This window comes from Streptococcus equinus (genome assembly GCF_049393735.1).
GTDB lineage: Bacteria > Bacillota > Bacilli > Lactobacillales > Streptococcaceae > Streptococcus > Streptococcus equinus_G.
In genome coordinates this window covers 1,723,930-1,744,164 of record NZ_CP185946.1, presented here as the reverse complement: position 1 = coordinate 1,744,164, position 20,235 = coordinate 1,723,930, and the positions used below count along the sequence as shown (strand labels likewise).

The 20,235-nt window shown below is 38.1% G+C and carries 20 protein-coding genes and 1 pseudogene; 19 read left to right on the top strand and 2 right to left on the bottom strand.

Translation table 11 applies throughout. The features are described 5' to 3' along the window. The first annotated feature begins 9 nt into the window (after nt 1–9). The 8 genes from ACNTMY_RS08735 to bglS (ACNTMY_RS08700) all read left to right on the top strand — a co-directional run bounded on the left by ACNTMY_RS08735 (nt 10) and on the right by bglS (ACNTMY_RS08700) (nt 4,577). Entirely contained in the window at nt 10–861 is an 852-nt protein-coding gene (locus tag ACNTMY_RS08735) for an ABC transporter ATP-binding protein (protein ID WP_157339220.1), read from the top strand. Nucleotide 862: 1 nt separating this feature from the next. After that, entirely contained in the window at nt 863–1,711 is an 849-nt protein-coding gene (locus ACNTMY_RS08730; RefSeq protein ID WP_423216150.1) for an ABC transporter permease, read from the top strand. A 3-nt stretch (nt 1,712–1,714) separates the two neighbouring features. Further along, nucleotides 1,715–2,170, top strand: a complete 456-nt coding sequence (locus tag ACNTMY_RS08725) for a LytTR family DNA-binding domain-containing protein (protein WP_423216149.1) — start codon at nt 1,715–1,717, stop codon at nt 2,168–2,170. Nucleotides 2,171–2,180: 10 nt separating this feature from the next. Beyond that, on the top strand, nt 2,181–2,579 hold the full coding sequence (locus ACNTMY_RS08720) for a DUF3021 domain-containing protein (RefSeq protein ID WP_423216148.1): 399 nt from the start codon (nt 2,181–2,183) through the stop codon (nt 2,577–2,579). A gap of 106 nt (nt 2,580–2,685) precedes the next feature. Beyond that, nucleotides 2,686–2,820 (top strand): 50S ribosomal protein L34, encoded by a 135-nt coding sequence (gene rpmH / locus ACNTMY_RS08715; RefSeq protein ID WP_002885866.1) that lies wholly within the window; start codon nt 2,686–2,688, stop codon nt 2,818–2,820. A 126-nt stretch (nt 2,821–2,946) separates the two neighbouring features. After that, nucleotides 2,947–3,156, top strand: a complete 210-nt coding sequence (locus tag ACNTMY_RS08710) for a CsbD family protein (RefSeq protein ID WP_021143215.1) — start codon at nt 2,947–2,949, stop codon at nt 3,154–3,156. 158 nt (nt 3,157–3,314) lie between these two features. Next, nucleotides 3,315–3,488, top strand: coding sequence for a hypothetical protein (locus tag ACNTMY_RS08705; RefSeq protein WP_423215037.1), 174 nt, complete (start codon nt 3,315–3,317; stop codon nt 3,486–3,488). A 375-nt stretch (nt 3,489–3,863) separates the two neighbouring features. Further along, on the top strand, nt 3,864–4,577 hold the full coding sequence (bglS, locus tag ACNTMY_RS08700; protein ID WP_423216880.1) for a beta-glucanase: 714 nt from the start codon (nt 3,864–3,866) through the stop codon (nt 4,575–4,577). Between the two features lie 201 nt (nt 4,578–4,778). Here the strand turns inward: bglS (ACNTMY_RS08700) and ACNTMY_RS08695 are convergent, their stop codons facing one another. Together ACNTMY_RS08695 and ACNTMY_RS08690 are read right to left on the bottom strand one after the other, a co-directional pair. Further along, entirely contained in the window at nt 4,779–7,190 is a 2,412-nt protein-coding gene (locus ACNTMY_RS08695) for a GH36-type glycosyl hydrolase domain-containing protein (protein WP_423216147.1), read from the bottom strand. Between the two features lie 20 nt (nt 7,191–7,210). Then, complete coding sequence (locus ACNTMY_RS08690; RefSeq protein WP_423216146.1) at nt 7,211–9,910, bottom strand: GH36-type glycosyl hydrolase domain-containing protein; 2,700 nt, start codon at nt 9,908–9,910, stop codon at nt 7,211–7,213. A 378-nt stretch (nt 9,911–10,288) separates the two neighbouring features. Between ACNTMY_RS08690 and ACNTMY_RS08685 the strand changes: the two genes are divergently transcribed. The 11 genes and pseudogenes from ACNTMY_RS08685 (at nt 10,289) to dltD (ending at nt 20,214) form a co-directional block, all read left to right on the top strand. Then, entirely contained in the window at nt 10,289–11,656 is a 1,368-nt protein-coding gene (locus tag ACNTMY_RS08685) for a carbohydrate ABC transporter substrate-binding protein (protein ID WP_423216145.1), read from the top strand. 157 nt (nt 11,657–11,813) lie between these two features. Further along, a complete protein-coding gene (locus ACNTMY_RS08680) occupies nt 11,814–12,758 on the top strand; it encodes a carbohydrate ABC transporter permease (protein WP_074480112.1) in 945 nt (314 codons plus the stop codon). Then, on the top strand, nt 12,758–13,603 hold the full coding sequence (locus tag ACNTMY_RS08675) for a carbohydrate ABC transporter permease (RefSeq protein WP_021143207.1): 846 nt from the start codon (nt 12,758–12,760) through the stop codon (nt 13,601–13,603). The genes ACNTMY_RS08680 and ACNTMY_RS08675 overlap by 1 nt, the downstream gene beginning before the upstream one ends. A gap of 223 nt (nt 13,604–13,826) precedes the next feature. Further along, nucleotides 13,827–13,928: pseudogene (locus ACNTMY_RS08670) on the top strand (LPXTG cell wall anchor domain-containing protein); the annotation flags it as partial. Between the two features lie 18 nt (nt 13,929–13,946). After that, nucleotides 13,947–14,588, top strand: coding sequence for a beta-glucanase (gene bglS, locus ACNTMY_RS08665; protein ID WP_423216144.1), 642 nt, complete (start codon nt 13,947–13,949; stop codon nt 14,586–14,588). A 105-nt stretch (nt 14,589–14,693) separates the two neighbouring features. Then, nucleotides 14,694–15,488, top strand: coding sequence for an AraC family transcriptional regulator (locus tag ACNTMY_RS08660; RefSeq protein WP_423216143.1), 795 nt, complete (start codon nt 14,694–14,696; stop codon nt 15,486–15,488). A 265-nt stretch (nt 15,489–15,753) separates the two neighbouring features. Next, nucleotides 15,754–15,876, top strand: a complete 123-nt coding sequence (locus ACNTMY_RS08655) for a teichoic acid D-Ala incorporation-associated protein DltX (RefSeq protein WP_021143201.1) — start codon at nt 15,754–15,756, stop codon at nt 15,874–15,876. A gap of 15 nt (nt 15,877–15,891) precedes the next feature. Then, the gene (gene dltA, locus ACNTMY_RS08650; RefSeq protein WP_423216142.1) at nt 15,892–17,427 is read left to right on the top strand and encodes a D-alanine--poly(phosphoribitol) ligase subunit DltA; all 1,536 of its coding nucleotides are present in this window, start codon (nt 15,892–15,894) and stop codon (nt 17,425–17,427) included. After that, nucleotides 17,424–18,686 carry a D-alanyl-lipoteichoic acid biosynthesis protein DltB gene (dltB, locus tag ACNTMY_RS08645; RefSeq protein ID WP_423216141.1) on the top strand — a complete coding sequence of 421 codons (1,263 nt, stop codon included), beginning with the start codon at nt 17,424–17,426 and terminating at the stop codon, nt 18,684–18,686. The genes dltA and dltB overlap by 4 nt, the downstream gene beginning before the upstream one ends. A gap of 30 nt (nt 18,687–18,716) precedes the next feature. Beyond that, complete coding sequence (gene dltC / locus ACNTMY_RS08640; protein WP_021143198.1) at nt 18,717–18,956, top strand: D-alanine--poly(phosphoribitol) ligase subunit DltC; 240 nt, start codon at nt 18,717–18,719, stop codon at nt 18,954–18,956. Next, complete coding sequence (gene dltD / locus ACNTMY_RS08635; RefSeq protein WP_423216140.1) at nt 18,949–20,214, top strand: D-alanyl-lipoteichoic acid biosynthesis protein DltD; 1,266 nt, start codon at nt 18,949–18,951, stop codon at nt 20,212–20,214. Before dltC ends, dltD begins: the two co-directional genes overlap by 8 nt. Nucleotides 20,215–20,235: the final 21 nt, after the last annotated feature.

Below are 20,235 nucleotides of genomic sequence, written 5' to 3'. Positions count from 1 at the left end.
GACAGAGCTATGTTAATTAGGACAAAGAATCTGGTTAAAACTTTCGGAAATAAAACGGTTATTGACCACTTGAACTTAGAAGTGGAAGAAGGAAAATTACTGGCTTATATCGGAACAAACGGTGCCGGAAAATCAACAACGATGAAGATGTTGACAGGCTTATTAAAACCAACATCTGGTGAGATTGAATTGTCTCCAAATCTGAAAATCGGAATGGTTTTCCAAGACAGTGTGCTTGATGCTGAACTTAGTGTTTTGGACAATTTAAAGAGCCGCCAATCGCTTTATCGCAATCGTGATAAGAATTGGATGGAAAAGCTGATTCATCTGACTGGCATTGAGGATTTTCTCAATCAAGCTTATGGAACGCTATCAGGTGGCCAACGTCGTCGAGTTGATATTGTGCGAGCCCTCTTGAACAAACCTAATCTTCTTTTCTTGGATGAGCCGACGACTGGTCTTGATATTCAGACACGTAAGGCGATTTGGGAGTTGTTACGTCGCTTGCAGCGTGAAGAAAAGTTGACAATCTTTTTGACTACTCATTATCTTGAAGAGGCTGAAAATGCCGATATGGCTTATATTATTGACCGTGGTAAGGTTTTGGCTAAAGGCTCTGCTAAGGAGCTGAAAGAAGCTTATTCTAAACCATACTTGCTCGTTGATGCGAGTGATGCATCAGCATTTTCGGACGTAGCATATCAGCTGTTGGAAAATGGTCAATTGAAGATTGTTGTCAATGATTCAAAAGAGGCTTTGCAAATTCTATCTGATAAGCGCGCAGCAATTAACGATTTTGATTATGTTAAAGCAAATATCAATGATGTCTTTTTGAGTATTACGGGAAGGGAGATGGCTTAATATGTGGGCGATGACAAAACGTAATTTACAGCTCTATTTTTCAAATAAAGCAAGTGTCTTTTTCTCACTTTTGGGAGCTTTGATTGCTTTTATTCTTTATGTGATTTTTTTGCAGAAAAATATGCAGGATTCTTTTGCTGGAACACCAAATCTGGAAGAGCTGCTTGATAATTGGGTCTTGGGCGGTACACTTGCAGTGACCAGCATGACAACAACGTGGACAGGAATTTCTCGCTTGGTGCAAGACAAGGTAAGTCATAAGTTGGAAGATTTCTTGCTGACAGATATTTCACAATTAAAACTTTATCTTGGCTATCTCATTTCATCTAGCTTGATTGGTTTTATCATGCAGCTAGTCATGTTAGCTATCATGAAACTTTATTTTTACTGGCAAGATGGCATTAGTTTTGGGTTTGAACACTTGCCTCAAATGCTTTTAATCATGCTTTTGAGTTCAATCATGGGAGCAGGTTTTGCTTTACTTGTTTTGCAATTTGTCAGAACTTTAACGACAGAAGAAGCTCTCTCAACTATTGTAGGAACAGTTTCAGGTTTTCTTGTTGGGGTTTATATGCCGATTGGTGCTTTGCCTGATTTTGCACAAAAAGTGGTCAAATTAACACCTGCAGCCTACGTATCAGCTGCTTATCGTCAGCTTTTGATTGCAAAAGACGCTGTAAACGCAGATGCCAAGGAATTTTTAGGAATTGGTTTGAAATTAAAAAACTTAACGACCTTGAATCAAGAAATGCTCCTAGTGAGCCTTGTCATTTGTGGGATAATCGTTCTTTTGGCGCTAAGTTTATATCTTGAGCGATTCTCATTGACTAAAAATAATAAGAGGAGTTAAAGGGTGCACTACCAGTTTGAAGAGGATAGCAGTTTGCCAAAAGAGGCTATTGAAGTTTTGGTCCGAAGTGGAAAATACGATCAAGCTGTCCAAGATGTTTTAGATTATTTAGCGAGATTTAATCAGGAAAAAACGGAAGTTTTACCGGTAAAAACGGCTACGCGTACAGAGTTATTGCGCGTGTCAGACTTGATTTTGATTGACGTTAATGGCAGTTCTTTGATTTTAGAGACAAGACACGGAAGGCTTGTGACCAACGATCGCCTGTACAAGTTTCGTGCTCGCTTGAACAACCCTGATTTTGTACAAGTATCAAAGCACGCTGTGCTTAATATCAATCATTTAAAGGCTTTAGAGAGTAGTTTCTCGGGGAATATGCTGGCTCTTTTGACAAATGATGTTAAGACAGATGTTAGTCGTCGTTATTTGTCAGATTTAGAAAAAGCTTTGGGATTGTGAGGTGTTCCTGATGAAATTTATTAAACGTGCGATTGTTTATATTCTAATTGGAATAGGTTTTGGTGGTCTTTGTTATCTTTTCTTTTTGTGGCAAAGTGGTGCAAAGACACAGACGGTTCAGCAGATTGCTAATGTTGTTTTTACAAGTGGTTTGATTGGGTTAGTCAGTATGATTTTTGAGGCAGAAGCTTTTGCTATGACTTGGAAACTCATTATTCATTTTTGCCTTGTCTACAGCATTAATAGCTGGTTAAATTTAATGAATGGCATTACGACAAGTTTCTTTTGGTCATGGGAATTTTCGGCAGAATTTACCTTGATTTATCTAGTGATTTGGCTTGTGATTTATATTAATTTTAATCATCGTGTAAAAAATATTAATCAGAAACTACAGGAAAAAAATAAGTAGTGCTTGACAGTTAGCCATACTTATTATAAAATAGTAGGGTATGTTTAGTAACTGATCAAATATAGCCGGCTAAACGAATACGAAAATCTATGAGGAGGTATTCATCGTGAAACGTACTTATCAACCAAGTAAAATCCGTCGTCAACGTAAACACGGATTCCGTCACCGTATGTCAACTAAAAACGGACGTCGCGTGCTTGCTGCTCGTCGTCGTAAAGGACGTAAAGTTTTATCTGCATAATGATAAACCATCCGCCAGTGCTCGAGTCTGGCGGCTTTTATTTTGGAAGATTTTGAAAGCGGATACTTTACTTATTTAATCGAAAGTGCTAGACTTTAAGTAACTTAAAGATTGGAGGACACACGTATGTCTGACGAAAAATATAAAGCAAAATTAGATCAAGTTAAGGGCGGTCTCAAACAAGGCTTGGGAAAAGTAACTGGCAATAAAAAGCTAGAAGCTGAAGGTTTTGTTGAAAAAACAATTGCTAAGGGAAAAGAGTTGGTTGATGACCTCAAAGAAGGCTCAGAAGGAGCAATTGATACTATCAAGAAATCATTAGATAAAAAGAAATAATATAACTTACCACAGTTTCATGAATGAAATTGTGGTTTTTTATAAAATTTTTTCATATTTTTTGAAAAAAGTGTAAAAATTTGGCGGAAAATGTAGTATAATATAAATGTAAGCGTTTTATGAAAAACGCACAATATAGAATTTGGGAGGGTGAGTTGATGAAAGAAGTTAGCCTTTATATCAGAATTATTAATTTGATTTTGCTGGTTTTGGCGTTTTTAGATAGTGGTGTTAAAAGTGTTCTTATTTTAGCAGCAGTCATTTTATTCTTATCAGCTTTACTGCAGGGGATTTTGTCTTATAAGCGAGTAAAATTAAGTCATCAGTCTTGATTTTCTTAACCTTTTATAAAAGGTCTTCTTAGAGCTATTTTACTTAAAATGGTTCCAAGAAGACTTTTTCTTTTTACTCTTGATGTCATAAATCTGATATTTTTTTAGAGAAAGTAATATAACAGGATGAATGAAAGCGCTATACTATTGACATAACGGAAAAACGGAGGATTTTAAAGAGAAACAAAAAATTTGTGTGACTAGCATCTTTTCAGGATTATGAAAAAGAATTTGCCCCATTTTTAAAAATCGTTGTCGGTTAGAAAAAGTGAATTTGACTAGATTTGTCAATGCTTTGCAAATCTGGTAGAGGAGATTAGTTCCTTTTTCTGCCAAAACTTTACTTTTTGAAAATGTTTAAATTGAGGTATGATTATGTGGAAAAAAGTTAGTACTTTAATTGTTCTCTTATTAGCTTTCTTTGGGATTTCGCAAAGCGTTTCTGCGCAAAGTAAATATCACTATAGTCAAGAACTAAATGGCTATAACGGTGGTACCATGGAACTTCGTAGCGGAACGAATGGCGGTATGTTTAATTGCCGTTGGGATCCCGCAAACGTTGGTTTTAACAATGGTCTTATGAACCTTAAAATTGGAAGTGATGGCCGCGGAGGCTACACCGGTGGTGAATGGCGTAGTAGAGAGCGCTTTGGATATGGACTTTTCCAAGTGAATATGAAACCTATTAAAAATCCAGGTGTTGTTTCTTCATTCTTTACTTACACTGGTCCAAGTGATGGAACAAAGTGGGATGAAATTGACATTGAATTTTTAGGTAAAGATACAACTAAAGTTCAATTTAACTACTACACTAGTGGTCAAGGAAATCACGAATACCTTTATAATTTAGGATTTGATGCTTCTCAAGGATTCCATACTTATGGTTTTGATTGGCAAGCAGACCATATTACTTGGTATGTTGATGGAAGAGCTGTTTACACAGCTTATAACAATATTCCTAGCACACCAGGTAAGATTATGATGAATGCTTGGCCAGGAACTCATGAAGTAGATTCTTGGTTAGGTGCTTATAACGGTTGGACTCCTTTATATGCTTATTATGACTGGATTAGTTATGATAAATTTTAATTAAGCTATGGTTAGCGATATAACAGTTTGTTTTTACTTAACTGATTGAAACTACACTCCCCAAACAAATCGGTTAACTCCCCCAAAAATAACTCTTTAAAATCACTCTTACTAAAACGTTAAAAGAAGAAAGAACTGAATGATTTCAGTCCTTTTTTTGATACATAAAAAAAGCTGAGACCTTAGTCTCAGCTTCTGTTTTTATAGTGTAAGAGTGATTTGGTTGGTTTCTTTTAGGAGTTCTTCAGGAAGGTAGGCTTGGTCAAGTTCTTGGCCATTGAGGATGAGTTTTGTAAAGCCTGTTTCCTTATGGTTTGGATTTTCCACAGTGATGTGAAGTTCTTTGCCACGGAAGACTTTGGTCATGCTAAAGGTATCCCATTCTTTTGGAATGGCTGGTGAGAGTTTTAGACCACTTAAGTCAGGTCGAAGTCCCAAGATTCCTTCTACGCAGCCAACCATAACAGTTGAAGCTGTACCAGTTAGCCAGTGAACGTGTGAACGTCCAAAGTGTGGGCTAGCAGGACCTTCTGTAAATTGACCGTAGCAGTAAGGTTCTAGTTGACGGATGTCTGCGCGGTCGTTTTGAGCAGCAGGAGCATTCTCCATAAAGTAAGTAAAGGCACGTTGCCCTTGCCCGCGTAGGGCTTCAGCTAGGATTAGCCAGCCTTGTGATTGAGAGAAGATACCAGAGTTTTCTTTGGTGCCTTGGTTATAGATAACAGCAAGAGCGCCGTCGAAAGCGTGAGCGTGATATGGTGGGTTCATGAGAATGGCACCATAATCTGTGTTAAGTTGGTCGTAAACGTTATTCATGGCGAGGTCTGCTTGTTCTTTGTCAGCAAAACCACTGATGACAGCCCAGCTTTGTGGGTTTAGCCACATGTTAGCTTCTGGGTCATCAGCTGCGTCGATACGCTCACCTGCTTCGGTGAAACCACGAATAAAGCGGTCGTTGTCCCAGCAGAGTTTTTGGATTTTTTGTCCCATTTTCTCTTGTTCATAATCAAGGAAAGCAAGGTAATCGGCATCTTCTTTAGTTTTTGCAAATTCTTTGAGGACACTTAGGGCGTAGTAGAATTGCAAAGCGACAAACGATGATTCGCCATTTGCACCGAGGCGAAGACAGTCATTCCAGTCTGCGTAAAGTCCAGCAGGCATGCCGTGAGGTCCGAGGTGGTCAAGTGAGAACTGAGCAGCAGCTTTCAAATGTTCGTAGACACTTGCTTCTCCTTTATTGGCAAATGGAATCACTTCATCAAGGAATGCAAGGTTTCCTGTTTCAGAGATGTATTTGTAGACTGTTGGGAAGAGCCAGAGGGCATCGTCTGCTCGGTAGGCTGGGTGACCAGTTTCTTGAACATAGGATGCGTCATCTGGCGTGTCTTCGTGACCTGGGTTGTGGGTGAATTTTACAAGAGGAAGTCCGCCACCGTTGTCAACTTGGGCTGATAGCATGAAACGAATCTTTTCAGCTGCCATTTCAGGTTTTAAGTGAATGATACCTTGGATATCTTGAACAGTATCGCGGTAGCCGTAGCCGTTACGAAGTCCGCAGTAGATAAATGAGGCGGCACGTGACCAGATGAAGGTCATGTAGCAGTTGTAGGCATTCCAAGTATTGAGCATGGTGTTGAATTCTGGGCTTGGTGTTTGGACTTGAAGGTTAGTCAAGCGGTCTTCCCATTCATCTCGAAGTTCTTGGATTTCAGCTTCAGCAGTTTTTGCTGGATTAGCATAATGAGAGATAATATCAGCAGCTTCTTGGGATGGTTTTTCACCAAGGAGAAAGACAAGTGTTTTACTTTCTTGTGGTTCAAGTGTAACTTTACTTGAAAGAGCACCACAAGCATTTTCGTTGTAGCTTGTCTGGTCACCAAGATTTCCAGATGTGACTCCTTCAGGTTTGTCGTAGCCATTGTAGTCACCTAAGAAGCCTTTTTTGTCTCCACAATATGAGCTAACCTTTGCACCACCAAGTCCGAAGAAACGTTCAGTGACATTTTTTTCGTCAACTTGTTCGCTGTCATCGAGAGTGTCAAGATTTCCGTGAATTTGCTGGACGATACGGTTGTCTTGGAAAAGGGTACGCGTGATGAAAAGGGAGTATTGAAGGTTGACTTGGTCTTGCTCGTAGTTGCTGTGGTTGGTAAATTCAGCGTAACCAGTTAGTGTTAAATGTCGAGTTTGTTCAGAACGGTTAGTAACGGTAATTGCCCAAACTTCATAGCTTTTATCTTTTGGAACGTAGTAGGTAGCTTTTGAATGAATGTCAGAGTAATCAGCAATCATCTTAGTGTAGCCCATCCCGTGGTGACATTCGCTATGATAGCCGTTTAAATCTTTACCAACAGGTTGCCATGATGCAGACCAGAAGTCTTTGTTGTCATCGTCACGTAGGTAAATATAGCGACCTGGTTGGTCAAAATTATTGAAAACATAGCGCAAAATACGTCCGTTAGCACCAGATTTTGCAAAACTGTATCCGCCAGCGTTATTTGAAATGATGGCGCCGTATTCAGGTGAGCCAAGATAGTTGACCCAAGGTTTTGGGGTATTTGGGTGAGTGATAACATATTCGCGATTGGCATCGTCAAAGTAGCCATATTTCATGAGAGAGTCCTTTCTGTTTTTTAAGCTAGTGTAATGATAATTTCGTGGGGATCGTCAGAGAGTTCTGTGAGTTTATCTTTTGTAATAAAAGCAAATGCGTCATCAGTAACGTCGATTTCTTGGTTATCACAGGTAGCTTTTTTGATGATATATTTTCCAAAATCTTTTTGGTTTGGATTATCGTAGTGGATGTGGAATGTCTTATCGGCAAATTGTACGGTGATGCTTGCGCGTCCTTTGTCATCGAATTGTTCTGCAAGAAGTTTTGGATAAAGGACAAGGTCACCAGCTTTTCCGTGAACACCGAAAGCTTCTGTCACCATTGTTAGCATGTACCAGCTAGCAGCTCCAGTTAGGTAGTGGTAAACACCACGACCGTCAGCACGGAAGTATTCAGGAATACCTGGATAGATACGACTGGTTTCAAAATTGAGAGCTGTGTTTGCTAGAGTTTTAAGAGCTTTCCAGCCTTCTTTTGCAAAGCCACGACGATAAAGGGCATTGGCGTACATAACTGTCATGTGAGAAAAGACTGCGCCGTTTTCTTTTTCACCATAAGCAAATCCAAACATGCGACCAAGGTCAGTTTTGATTTCTTTGAAGTCGGTATTTAGGCGATAGCCACCGATTTCTTGACGGTAGAGGTAGTGGTCAGCGCTCGCTGTGATTTTGCGGATTTGTTCATCTGTAGCAACAAAATTCATGATAGGAAAGACTTGTCCAGTCAACATCATGTGTATACGGTCGTTGTAGTAGCCGTCAGTTGGTTTACCGCTGTTGTCGTAGTAGCTGTTGTAGCATCCTTCGTATTCATCAAAATCAAGCCATTCTTGTTTTTGTAGGTGTTGGCGAAGCCAAGCAGCTTTTTGGATGAGATTTAGTGCTAGCTCAGAAAGTGGGATTCTGATTTTACGTCCAGTAACGTTGTGGCGGCATTGGTTAGTGTAGGCTTCGAGGATTTGGTGTTTACGTCCAATATTATCGAAAATATCTGAGTCATTTTTGAGCAAAAGACCGATTTCTTCGAGGATTTCAACAGAATCTGTGCCAGTTTGACTTTCTAGTAGACGAATGAGGCTTGCAAGTTCCATCAGATTTCCAGAATAAGCAGCAGTAAAGGCAACACTTTCTCCGTTGTCATTAGCCATATCGAGCGCATCGTTCCAATCAGCTCCGCGTAGGCGGTAGATATTATGGTCACCAACTTCGTAAAATCCAGTCAAATGTTGGATAAGTAAGTGTTCGAGGATGCTACCAGTGTAGACGCTGTTGTCAGAAGTGCGTTGTTCATTGCCATAGTTATCATTCCAATCTTGATCGATTTCAGTGCCACGTTTGACGTGAGGGTCTTTAAAGTATGAAACTTCTTTTGTCAAAATATCGACGTCACCAGTTTGGTCGATGTAGAGTTTTGTGGTCATTAATGGCCAAAGCGCGTGGTCCATCCAAACACGAGTAATGCCATTACGGTCAGCAATGAAATTGCCGTCACCATCACCGATGATTGTCGCATTTGTACCATCAAGCCGAACTCCCTTGTAGTTGTTGATAATCATACCGCCAACAGTTTTTGGTTCCATGAGCAGAAGTGAGAGGCAATCCTGCCAAAGGTCGCGCCAACCACGTCCGCCACGTCCATAATCGTGATGTGGCAAGAATGAACAACCAAATAATCGACGTAAGAATGGTTGGAAGCAAACCCATTTCATGTAGCTATCAAAGTCGCTGTCTCCAGTTTTAAAATCAACACCAACTTTTTCTTGCCAGTAATCTTTTGTTTCTTGCAGTGTTTTTTCAACGGTAGCAAGATTTTTGTATTTTTCAGCAATAGTTTGAATCGTTTTTTCTTTGTCATTGATTCCCATTAATAGGATAAATGTCTTGCTTTGACTAGCAGCTAGGGTGAAGGTTTCAAATTTGAAAGCTCCCATGGCTTCGCGACCATCGATGTGCGTATCTGCAGTCACGCCTTCTATGTCTTTATAAACAGTAGCTGGGTGAGTAAATGTTCCGCCTTCTCCGATAAACATTTCTATAGTTGGGTAGAATGTTTTTGGTGTTTTTTCTTTATCATCAAATCCAAGAACATAATAAATTTGGTGATTGAGTTGGTGACCGCGTTCGTCAAATGACATCGTCGGGCAAACTAGGACACCTTCGGCTGTAGTTTTGATTCGGTGAAGCATAGACGTGACGTTTCGGTGGTCACGGATATTGTCAGCGCTACGTCCGAAAATTGGAACCGCCCCGTAAGCAGTTAATTCTTGGTCGGTATCTGATAAGTTTTCTAATGTAACGAGCATGATTTCGACATTTTCATCTCGTGGTACAAAAGATGTGATTGTTGATTTTAATGGCATGTTTGCTGCTGTGCGCTTAATTTTGTGCCACATAAAGCCAGCTTCAACGGAGTTTTCTTCTTCCTTATCGGAAAATCTGAGGGTTTCTTGCTGTGCTGATGCACCTGTTGCAGAAAAGACATTTCCATCATTATCACGAACCCAAAAATTGCGTGTTGAACGATTATTATGGAGATTGTCCACGCTGACAGGTTCTAATAAGAAAGTATCTTGATTGATTTTGGCATCACCTCCTAGATTTGGAGTGACTGCGCTTTTTAGTCCAATTTCTGAAGCAAGTGGGAAGTACAAAGAACTGATATTTTCTGCTTGGGAAAGTCTAAAATCCCCTTTGTTGTTAGTAAATGTTAATGGCTTCATAGTTATCTCCTTTATCTTCTGCCCATATTCTAGACGAAATTGAATTTAGAGAAAATAAAAAAGAAGAGAAAAATATCATATTTATGATATTAAGTTGATTGATGTCAAAATTCTTACACAAGTGTTTTTATTAGTATAATAGGAAGAGTAAAGTTAGAGAAATAGCCAGAAATGTTGATATAATAGCAAAAACACATGAATTTATGTAAGGGTTTACGTGTCAAAAAGATTAAAAAATGATTATTTACCATAAAAATTTTTTCAAACAAGGTCATAAAAATGATATTTTTAAAAATATTATAATATAACCCTTCTCGTAATCGGGGTATAATGCAGTTACAAAAACAAGAGGGGAAACCTCAAAAAAGGAGAAGGATTATGAACAAAAAAGTAAGCGCTTTTATAGCGATTGCTCTTGCAGCAGGGACAATGGTTGGATGCTCTTCTAAATCAAGTTCATCAGCTTCAGGTGAAGAAGGAAAAGTCATCAATGTTTATTCTTGGAATGATGAATTCCGCCAACGTGTTGAAGCCGTTTATCCAGAAGTTAAAGAAACTTCTAAAGACGGAAGCGTTACTAAACTAAAAGATGGTAGTGAAATTCACTGGATTATTAATCCAAACCAAGATGGTGTTTACCAACAAAAATTGGATGAAGCTCTTGAAAAACAAGACTCAGCATCTGCGGATGACAAAGTCGATATTTTCCTATCAGAAACTGACTACGTTTCAAAATACACTTCTAAAGAAGCAAATGTTGCAATGCCTTTGAAAGACTTGGGTATTAATCCTAAGAAAGATTTGGCAGACCAATATGATTTCACTAAGAAAACAGCTTCAGATGAATCTGGTGTTCAACGTGGTTCAACATGGCAAACTTGTCCAGGTGTTCTAATCTATCGCCGTGATATTGCAAAGGCAGTCTTTGGTACAGATGACCCGACAGCAGTTGGTGAAAAAGTTAAAGACTGGGATACAATGAAAGCAACAGCACAAGAACTTCTCGATAAAGGCTACTACACATTTGCATCATACGCTGATACATTCCGCTTGTATGGTAATAGCATTTCTAAACCATGGGTTGAAGATGGTTCAACAACAGTTCGTGTTGACCCACAAATTATGAATTGGGTTAAAGATTCTAAAGAATGGCTTGATGCTGGTTACTTCAATAAAACAGTTAAAGGTCAATGGACAGATGACTGGAATAAAGCAATGGGTTCACAATCTAAAGTCTTCTCATTCTTGTTCCCAGCTTGGGGTATTGACTTTACTTTGAAATCAAATTGGGATGGTGCAGACGGCGATTGGGCTGTTACAAATCCACCACAAGAATACAACTGGGGTGGTTCATACATTCACGGTGCTGAGGGTACAGACAATCCTAAACACGTTAAAGCCATCATTAAAGCTTTGACAGCTGATAAAGATAACCTCTTGAAGATTTCTAAAGAATACCAAGACTTTACAAATACTAAATCTGGTATGGAAGCAGCTGCTAACGATGACAGCTTCAAGTCTGATTTCCTTGGTGGTGAAAATGCTTATTCATACTACGCACCAGTTGCAGAAAAAATTAAAATTGCACCATTGTCATCATATGACCAAGGTTGTGTTGAGTTGATTCAAAACTCATTTAATGACTACCTTCAAGGAAAAGTAAGCTTCAACAAAGCCAAAACAAACTTTGAAACAGCCATTAAAGAACGTTATCCAGAAATTACAGATGTTAAATGGCCAGACTAAAAACGATTTAACATTTGGCTCACAACCGTTTTAGATTGTTACGTTATTTCATAAAGTTTTTGGGAATTTAGGTAGACCTTGCGGGGGTGAGTTAGAAAATCTTTTCCGAGTGAAAAATTTTCTAGCTTGCTCCCTGTATTTTAGAGGAGTGATAGAGATGAAAAAAAGACGTAAGCGTATAGATTATGGAAAATGGGGATATATTTTTATCCTGCCATTCTTCTTGATATTCTTTATTTTCTCTTTTATCCCATTAGTGGACACTATTCGTTATAGTTTCTTTGAATATTATCGTTCAGGGATGAGAGAAATCGGACCAAATTTTGTCGGTCTAGAAAATTATGTCAGCTTATTGCATTCAGATATGCTGAAATATGCAGCAAACACCATGATTTTGTGGCTAATCGGATTTATTCCACAGATTGTAGTTGCTTTGGTGCTTGCTAACTGGTTTGTGGATGCTAGACTGAAAATTCGTGGTCGACAATTTTTCAAGGTTGTTATTTATTTGCCAAACCTAATTATGGCGTCAGCCTTTGCCATGTTATTCTTCACACTCTTTTCAACAAATGGTCCAATTAATTCAATCCTAGAATCATTTGGTTGGATTAAAGAGCCGATTGATTTCATGGGCTCAACTTTTGGAACACGTTCATTGGTTGGTGTGATGAACTTCTTGATGTGGTTTGGTAATACAACAATCATGTTGATGGCTGCTATCATGGGAATTAGTCCTGATATTTTTGAAGCAGCTGAAATCGATGGTTGTAACAGTCGCCAACGTTTCTTCTATATCACTTTACCAATGATTCGACCTATTTTAGCTTATACTTTGATTACGTCAATTATTGGTGGTTTGCAAATGTTCGACGTTCCACAAATTTTGACAAATGGTCAAGGTTCTCCAGACCGTACTTCAACAACTTTGATTATGTTCTTGAATAATCACTTGAAGAGCAAGAACTACGGTATGGCAGGTGCACTATCAGTTTATCTCTTTGTGGTTAGTGCGATTCTTTGCTGGTTTGTTTATCGTATGACTAACAATGAAATTAAAATGACTAAACATCAATTGAAACACAAAGGTAGAAAGGCGAAATAATGTCAACACAAGCGAAAAATAGATTACGTGTTATTGTGGCACATTTTGTATTAATTACCTTATCATTTATGTGCCTGTTCTTCTTTTATATCCTGATTATCAATGCGACTCACTCGCATGCAGAGTTGCAAAAAGGTTTCTCAGCACTACCTGGTGGTTCATTATTTGATAATCTGAGCAAGGTTGCAAATGATGGTAGCTTCCCAATGTTTCATGGGATTTTAAACAGCTTGATTATCTCAGGTTTGACAGCTGCTATCTGTACTTATTTTTCTGCGTTAACTGCTTATGGTTTATATGTTTATGACTTTAAGTTGAAAAAAGTTGCTTTTACATTTATTTTGGCGATTTTGGTTATGCCAACACAAGTTACTTCAATGGGTTTCTTGCGCTTAATCACTAATATGGGCATGTACGACAGCTGGCTTCCATTGATTATTCCATCAGTAGCTTCACCTGCAGTCTTCTATTTCATGTATAGTTACTTGGAATCATCTTTGCCACTATCATTGGTAGAAGCTGCGCGTATTGACGGCTCAAATGAATTTAGAACATTTAATACGATTGTTCTTCCAATCATGAAACCAGCCATCGCGGTTCAAGCAATCTTTACCTTTGTTGGTTCTTGGAATAATTACTTCATTCCAGCCTTGGTTATCCAAACTAAGAGCAAGATGACTGTGCCAATTTTGATTGCAACATTGCGTGGCGCAGATTACATGAACTTTGATATGGGTAAAATTTACACCATGATTTTGGTAGCAATCGTGCCAATCATTATCGTTTACCTTTTCCTTTCAAAATACATTATTGCCGGCGTTACACTCGGTGGTGTTAAGGAATAATTTACGAGAAAAAAGAAAGATAATTTAGTATATTGATGACTGGGTTACTTACAATTCTAATCAGGTAAGTAGAAGGAGAAATTGTTGAAACTTCTCCTCAAACAACAATTGAAAATACTGCTCAAGAAGTAGTAACTCCTTCTTCTGTATCTGTTGCTAGTGTTTCAGCACCGTCACTTCCAAAAACAGCCCTGTTAAAAGTTCTTTTGTTGCTTTACCAAAAACTGGTGAAGGCCCAAGTCAATTATTAACAGTTGCTGGAGTTTTAGTAGCAATTCTTAGCTTCTTAATCTCGCCTTTTAAAAAGAAAAATAATCATTTTTAGAAAGTTAGAGTAATACGTATGAAAATCAACGAACAAACGCAATTTAAGACTTCTTTTAGAGCATATGACCCAAGTTATATGGAGCTAAGGACGGGTGCCAATGGTGATATGTTTGATTGCACTTGGCAACCTGATAATGTTAGCTTTACTGATAATGGTCTAACCTTGAAGATTGATAAAGATCAAGATGGCTATACTGGTGGTGAATGGCGCATGAGAGAGTATTTCCATTATGGGCGCTATCAAGTTCGGATGAAGGCTATTAAAAACACTGGTGTTGTCACTTCATTTTTTACCTATACTGGCCCGACAGATGGTACAAAATGGGATGAAATCGATATTGAGTTTCTTGGAAAAGATACGACAAAAGTTCAATTCAATTATTTTACTGATGGCGTTGGTAACCATGAATATCTTTATGACCTAGGTTTTGATGCATCAGAAGAATGGCATACTTACGGTTTTGACTGGCAAGCAGACCACATCACATGGTATGTTGATGGCAAAGCTGTTCATACGGTGACTGAAAATCTCCCAGTAACACCAGGAAAAATCATGATGAATGTTTGGCCAGGAATTGGTGTTGATGATTGGCTAGATCCATATGATGGAAAAACACCTTTGTATGGTTATTATGACTGGATTCGTTATGATAAATGATTGTATATTAAAAAATCTCCACTAATCATGGAGATTTTTTATCAAACACATTTTTATGTGGTAAAATGGTAAATAGACAGTAATCGTTTACAAAAGGAGATTGAAATGAATTTCAAGGATGAGTGGAGACTTTTAGCGATAAGCGATAATATGGATGACGTTGAACACCGTCCCATGACAGAAGAGTTTTTATTTTATCAAGCAGTTGCAACAGGTGATGTTGAAGCTGTTCGTAAAAATTGTGAACAAGAGCGCTTTGTTTCTGAAGATGGTGTGGGAACCTTATCACGCAATCCTGTTACAAATCTAAAATACCATTTTGTGATTACGACAGCCATGATTACCCGCATGTGTGGGCAAAATGGCATGGAATTAGAGCAGGCATTTAGACTCAGTGATTTTTACATTCAAAAATTAGATGACATTCACACCGTTCAAGAGGTGCAAAATTTGCACGACGAAATGGTCATTGACTATACTGAGCGCATGCGACGTGAGATTCAAAAAGATGTCATTTCAAAACACGTGTCAGATTGTAAAGACTACATTTATTGCCACATTAAAGAACGCATTACAGTCGAACAGCTGGCTAATGAATTTGGTATTTCGGCAAGTTATCTATCACGTCTGTTCAAAAAAGAAGTTGGCGTTTCTGTCAGCAATTATGTCAAAAATAAAAAGGCAGAAGTTGCGAAAGATTTATTGAAGTTCAGTGATTATTCGATGATTGAGATTGCAAACCATTTATCATTTTCATCTCAAAGTCATTTTATTCAACAATTTAAGGAAGTTGTCGGAATGACACCTAAAAAATATCGTGACACTCACCACAATGTGAAGTGGAATGAGAAAATCTGGCCTGAAAGCGACAAAAGCACATCAGCCACTAAGGCAATGTAAGTTTTATTCAATAAAAAATAAACATCTGAGGCGTTAGTCTCAGATTTTTTTGCCTATCTTACAGCTCTGTAAGGACATTTTTTTTAAATCGGTATAAACTAGAAGTATAGAAAATTGCCACAGTTTTGCCTTAGTTTTTCAACAATTTACACGGACATTTTACTAAGCGCTTACCTATAATAAATAACATGGCTCTTTTTAAATTGAATGTAATAATACAAAAGAGCATCGGCTATTAACAGTATTAATTTAGTGGGGAGATTACATGAAAGAAACTGGTCGATTTATATTAAAAACCTTGTTTTATTTTTTGATTTTTATGATTTTGATTTATTTTTTTGGTTATCTTGGGCGTGGTCAAGGTAATTTCATCTATAACGAGTTCTAGAAAGGTAAACGATTCATGTTACGCGATATGATTGAAAGCATTGAGCATTTTGCTCAAACACAGGCTGATTTTCCTGTTTATAACATTTTGGGAGATGTTCATACTTACCGTGATTTAAAGGAAAATTCAGATTCACTAGCAGCCTATATTGATTTGTTGAAGCTGGAAGAAAAATCTCCAGTTCTTGTTTTCGGTGGGCAAGAATATGAAATGTTAGCAACTTTTGTGGCTTTGACAAAATCTGGTCACGCTTATATTCCAGTTGACCAACACTCAGCTCTTGAACGTATTGAAGCTATTTTAGAAGTTGCAAAGCCAAGTTTGATTGTTGCTATTGATGATTTTCCGATAGAAGTTTCAGTTCCAGTGATTAAGTTGGAGCAGTTAAAAGATATCTTTGCACAAAAATCAGACTACGAGTTGACACACTCAGTTAAAGGTGACGATAATTACTACATCATCTTCACGTCTGGAACAACAGGCAAGCCAAAAGGTGTGCAAATTTCTCATGATAATTTGCTAAGTTTTACGAATTGGATGATTTCTGACAAGGAATTCTCAGTTCCACAACGTCCACAAATGCTAGCGCAACCGCCGTATTCATTTGACTTGTCAGTGATGTACTGGGCACCGACTCTTGCACTTGGTGGGACACTTTATGCTTTGCCAAAAGATTTAACAACTGATTTTAAACGTCTGTTTGAAACAATCAATCAATTGCCGATTGGTGTGTGGACGTCGACACCATCATTTGCAGATATGGCTATGTTGTCAAATGATTTCAACCAAGAAACCTTGCCAAACTTGACGCATTTTTACTTTGATGGGGAAGAATTAACGGTTAAGACAGCTCAAAAATTGCGCAGTCGTTTCCCGAAAGCACGCATTGTTAATGCTTATGGTCCAACAGAAGCCACTGTTGCACTTTCTGCCGTTGCGATTACAGATGAGATGTTAGAGACTTGTAAACGTCTGCCAATTGGCTACACAAAAGCTGACTCACCGACTTTTGTTATCGATGAAAATGGCAAAGCTGTGCCAAATGGTACGCAAGGTGAAATCATTGTATCTGGACCAGCGGTATCTAAAGGTTATCTCAATAACCCTGAACGCACTAAAGCAGCATTCTTTGAATTTGAAGGTTTGCCAGCTTATCATACAGGAGATTTGGGTGTGATGACTGACCAAGGTTTGCTACTTTATGGCGGACGCATGGATTTCCAAATTAAATTCAACGGCTACCGTATTGAACTTGAGGAAGTCTCACAAAATCTTAACAAATCAGATTACATCAAGTCAGCTGTTGCTGTTCCTCGTTACAATAAAGACCACAAGGTTCAAAATCTTTTAGCCTACGTTGTGCTAAAAGAAGGTGTTGCTGAACAATTCGAACGTCAGCTAGATATCACAAAAGCCATCAAAGAAGACTTGAAAAATATCATGATGGACTACATGATGCCATCAAAATTTATTTATTGTGAAAGTTTGCCTCTAACACCAAATGGGAAAATTGATATTAAAGGATTGATGAACGAGGTAAATAATCGATGATTACTATTGTTCATCAATTGCCACATTTGGAAGCGTATGGTAACCCACAGTATTTCTTTTATCTGATTTTGGCAGTTTTACCTATTTTTATCGGACTATTTTTCAAACGTCGTTTTCCAATTTATGAAGCTGTAGTAAGTCTTGCGTTTATCATTTTGATGCTTACGGGAAAAGATTTGAATCAGATTATTTCCTTGTTAGCTTATGTTGTTTGGCAAGTTGTTTTGGTCTTTGCTTACCAGCTTTATCGTAAAAAATATGATAACAACTGGGTCTTTTACATCAGTGTCTTTTTGGCTATTTTGCCTTTAGCTTGGACAAAAGTCACACCTTTAATGACTATTGATAATCATCAATCACTTTTCGGATTTTTAGGAATTTCCTATTTAACATTCCGTGCGGTTGGGACGATCATGGAAGTACGTGACGGTGTCCTGAAAGAATTTAGCCCATGGCAATTCTTGCGATTTATGCTCTTTATGCCGACCTTTTCAAGTGGGCCGATTGACCGTTTCAATCGTTTCAATGATGATTATGAGAACATTCCTGAAAGAGATGAACTCTTAGATATGCTTGAAGAAAGCGTGCATTATTTGATGTTAGGTTTTCTTTACAAGTTTATTTTGGCATATATCTTTGGCACTTTGTTGTTGATACCGTTGAAAGAAATGGCTTTGCAAATGGGTGGTATCTTCAATATTGCGACGCTTGGTGTTATGTACACTTATGGACTTGATTTGTTCTTTGATTTTGCAGGCTATAGCATGTTTGCTCTTGCTATTTCAAATCTTATGGGAATTAAAAGCCCAGTCAACTTTAATCACCCCTTTAAATCTCGTGATTTGAAAGAATTTTGGAATCGTTGGCACATGAGCCTTTCTTTCTGGTTCCGTGATTTTGTCTTTATGCGTTTAGTTAAAGTGCTCGTTAAACACAAAGTCTTTAAAAATCGTAACGTAACCTCAAGTGTTGCTTATATTATCAACATGCTAATCATGGGATTCTGGCACGGTTTGACTTGGTATTACATTGCTTACGGCTTGTTCCACGGAGTTGGTCTTGTGATTAATGATGCTTGGGTTCGTAAGAAGAAAAAAATCAACCGTGACCGTAAAAAACAAGGCTTGTCTCCTCTTCCAGATAACAAGTGGACACAAGGCTTGGGAATTTTCATCACATTTAATGTTGTGATGTTGTCATTCTTACTATTTTCAGGGTTCTTGGATCAATTATGGTTTCCAAAACCACCTGTGAAATGAGATATTTTATTACTAAAAAGGAGTTAAAAAATGGATATTAAATCAGAAGTGCTAGCAATTATTGATGATCTTTTTATGGAAGATGTGTCTGACATGATGGATGAAGATTTGTTTGATGCAGGAGTCCTTGATAGTATGGGAACTGTTGAACTAATCGTTGAGTTGGAAAGTCATTTTGACATCAATATTCCGGTTTCAGAATTTGGTCGCGACGATTGGAATACTGCTAATAAAATTATCGCTGGAGTAGAGGAGCTTCGTAATGCTTAAACGCCTATGGCAAATCCTAGGACCAGTTATCTGCGCAATGTTGATGGTTGTCATGCTGTTAGCTTGCGTCCCATCGTCAACACATTCACATTCTTTAACAGCTGAGAAAAAAGATGCTGTTTCTTTAACCAAGACAGGTTTTAAAAGTAAGTACAAGAAAGTGCGTGCCTTGAGTGATTCAAAACATCGTTTTGTTCCTTTTTTCGGCTCTAGTGAATGGTTGCGTCTTGATAAAATGCACCCGTCAGTGCTCGCTGAAGCCTATCATAGAAGCTACACACCATATTTGCTTGGACAAAGAGGTTCTGCCTCTTTGACACACTATTTTGGCATTCAGCAGATTGATAAAGAGTTAAAAAATAAACAAGTCGTATACTTTATTTCACCGCAATGGTTCACGGCTAAAGGGGCAAATGCAGCAGCTTTTCAAGAATTTTTCAGCAGTGGACAAGCAATTGATTTCTTGAAAAATCAAACAGGTTCAGCCTGCGACCGCTACGCTGCTAAACGATTTTTGAAACTTTATCCTGAGTCATCTTATCAAGATTTGATGGAAAAAGTTGCAGCAGGTAAATCGTTAACCAAAGCAGAGCTGAAAAAACTCAGTTATAAAGATATGTTTTTCCAAAAGGAAGACGTCCTGTTCAGCCAGCTGTCAATTGTTGATAACTATGATGGAACCGTCAAACCACAAGCTAAACTGTTACCAGAAAATTCGACTTATCCACAGCTTGAAAAAATTGCAACTGCAGATGGAAAAAACTCAAGCCGCGGCAATAGTTTTGGCATTGATAATACTTTTTATAATATGCGTATCAAGCCGCAATTTAAACGTTTAAAAAATTCTCAAACGAGATTTAACTATCTAAAATCACCAGAATATAACGATTTGCAGCTTGTACTAAATCAATTTGCCCAAAATAATACGGACGTACTTTTTATTATCCCACCAGTTAATAGCAAATGGTCTGACTATACTGGTCTTAATCAAGACATGTATCAAAAATCAGTTGAAAAGATTAAATACCAGCTGAAAAGTCAAGGATTTGAACACATTGCTGATTTTTCAAAAGACGGTGACAAAGCCTACTTCATGCAAGACACTATCCACATGGGGTGGAATGGTTGGGTTGCTATGGATAAAGCCGTCGAACCATTCCTAGATAAAGAAAGTACAGCGCCAACTTATCAGATTAACAACCGATTTCTAAGCAAAAAATGGGCTAAATACACTAAAAGCCCCGATTCATTTTATTAAGAATTAAACTAAAACCTCAAC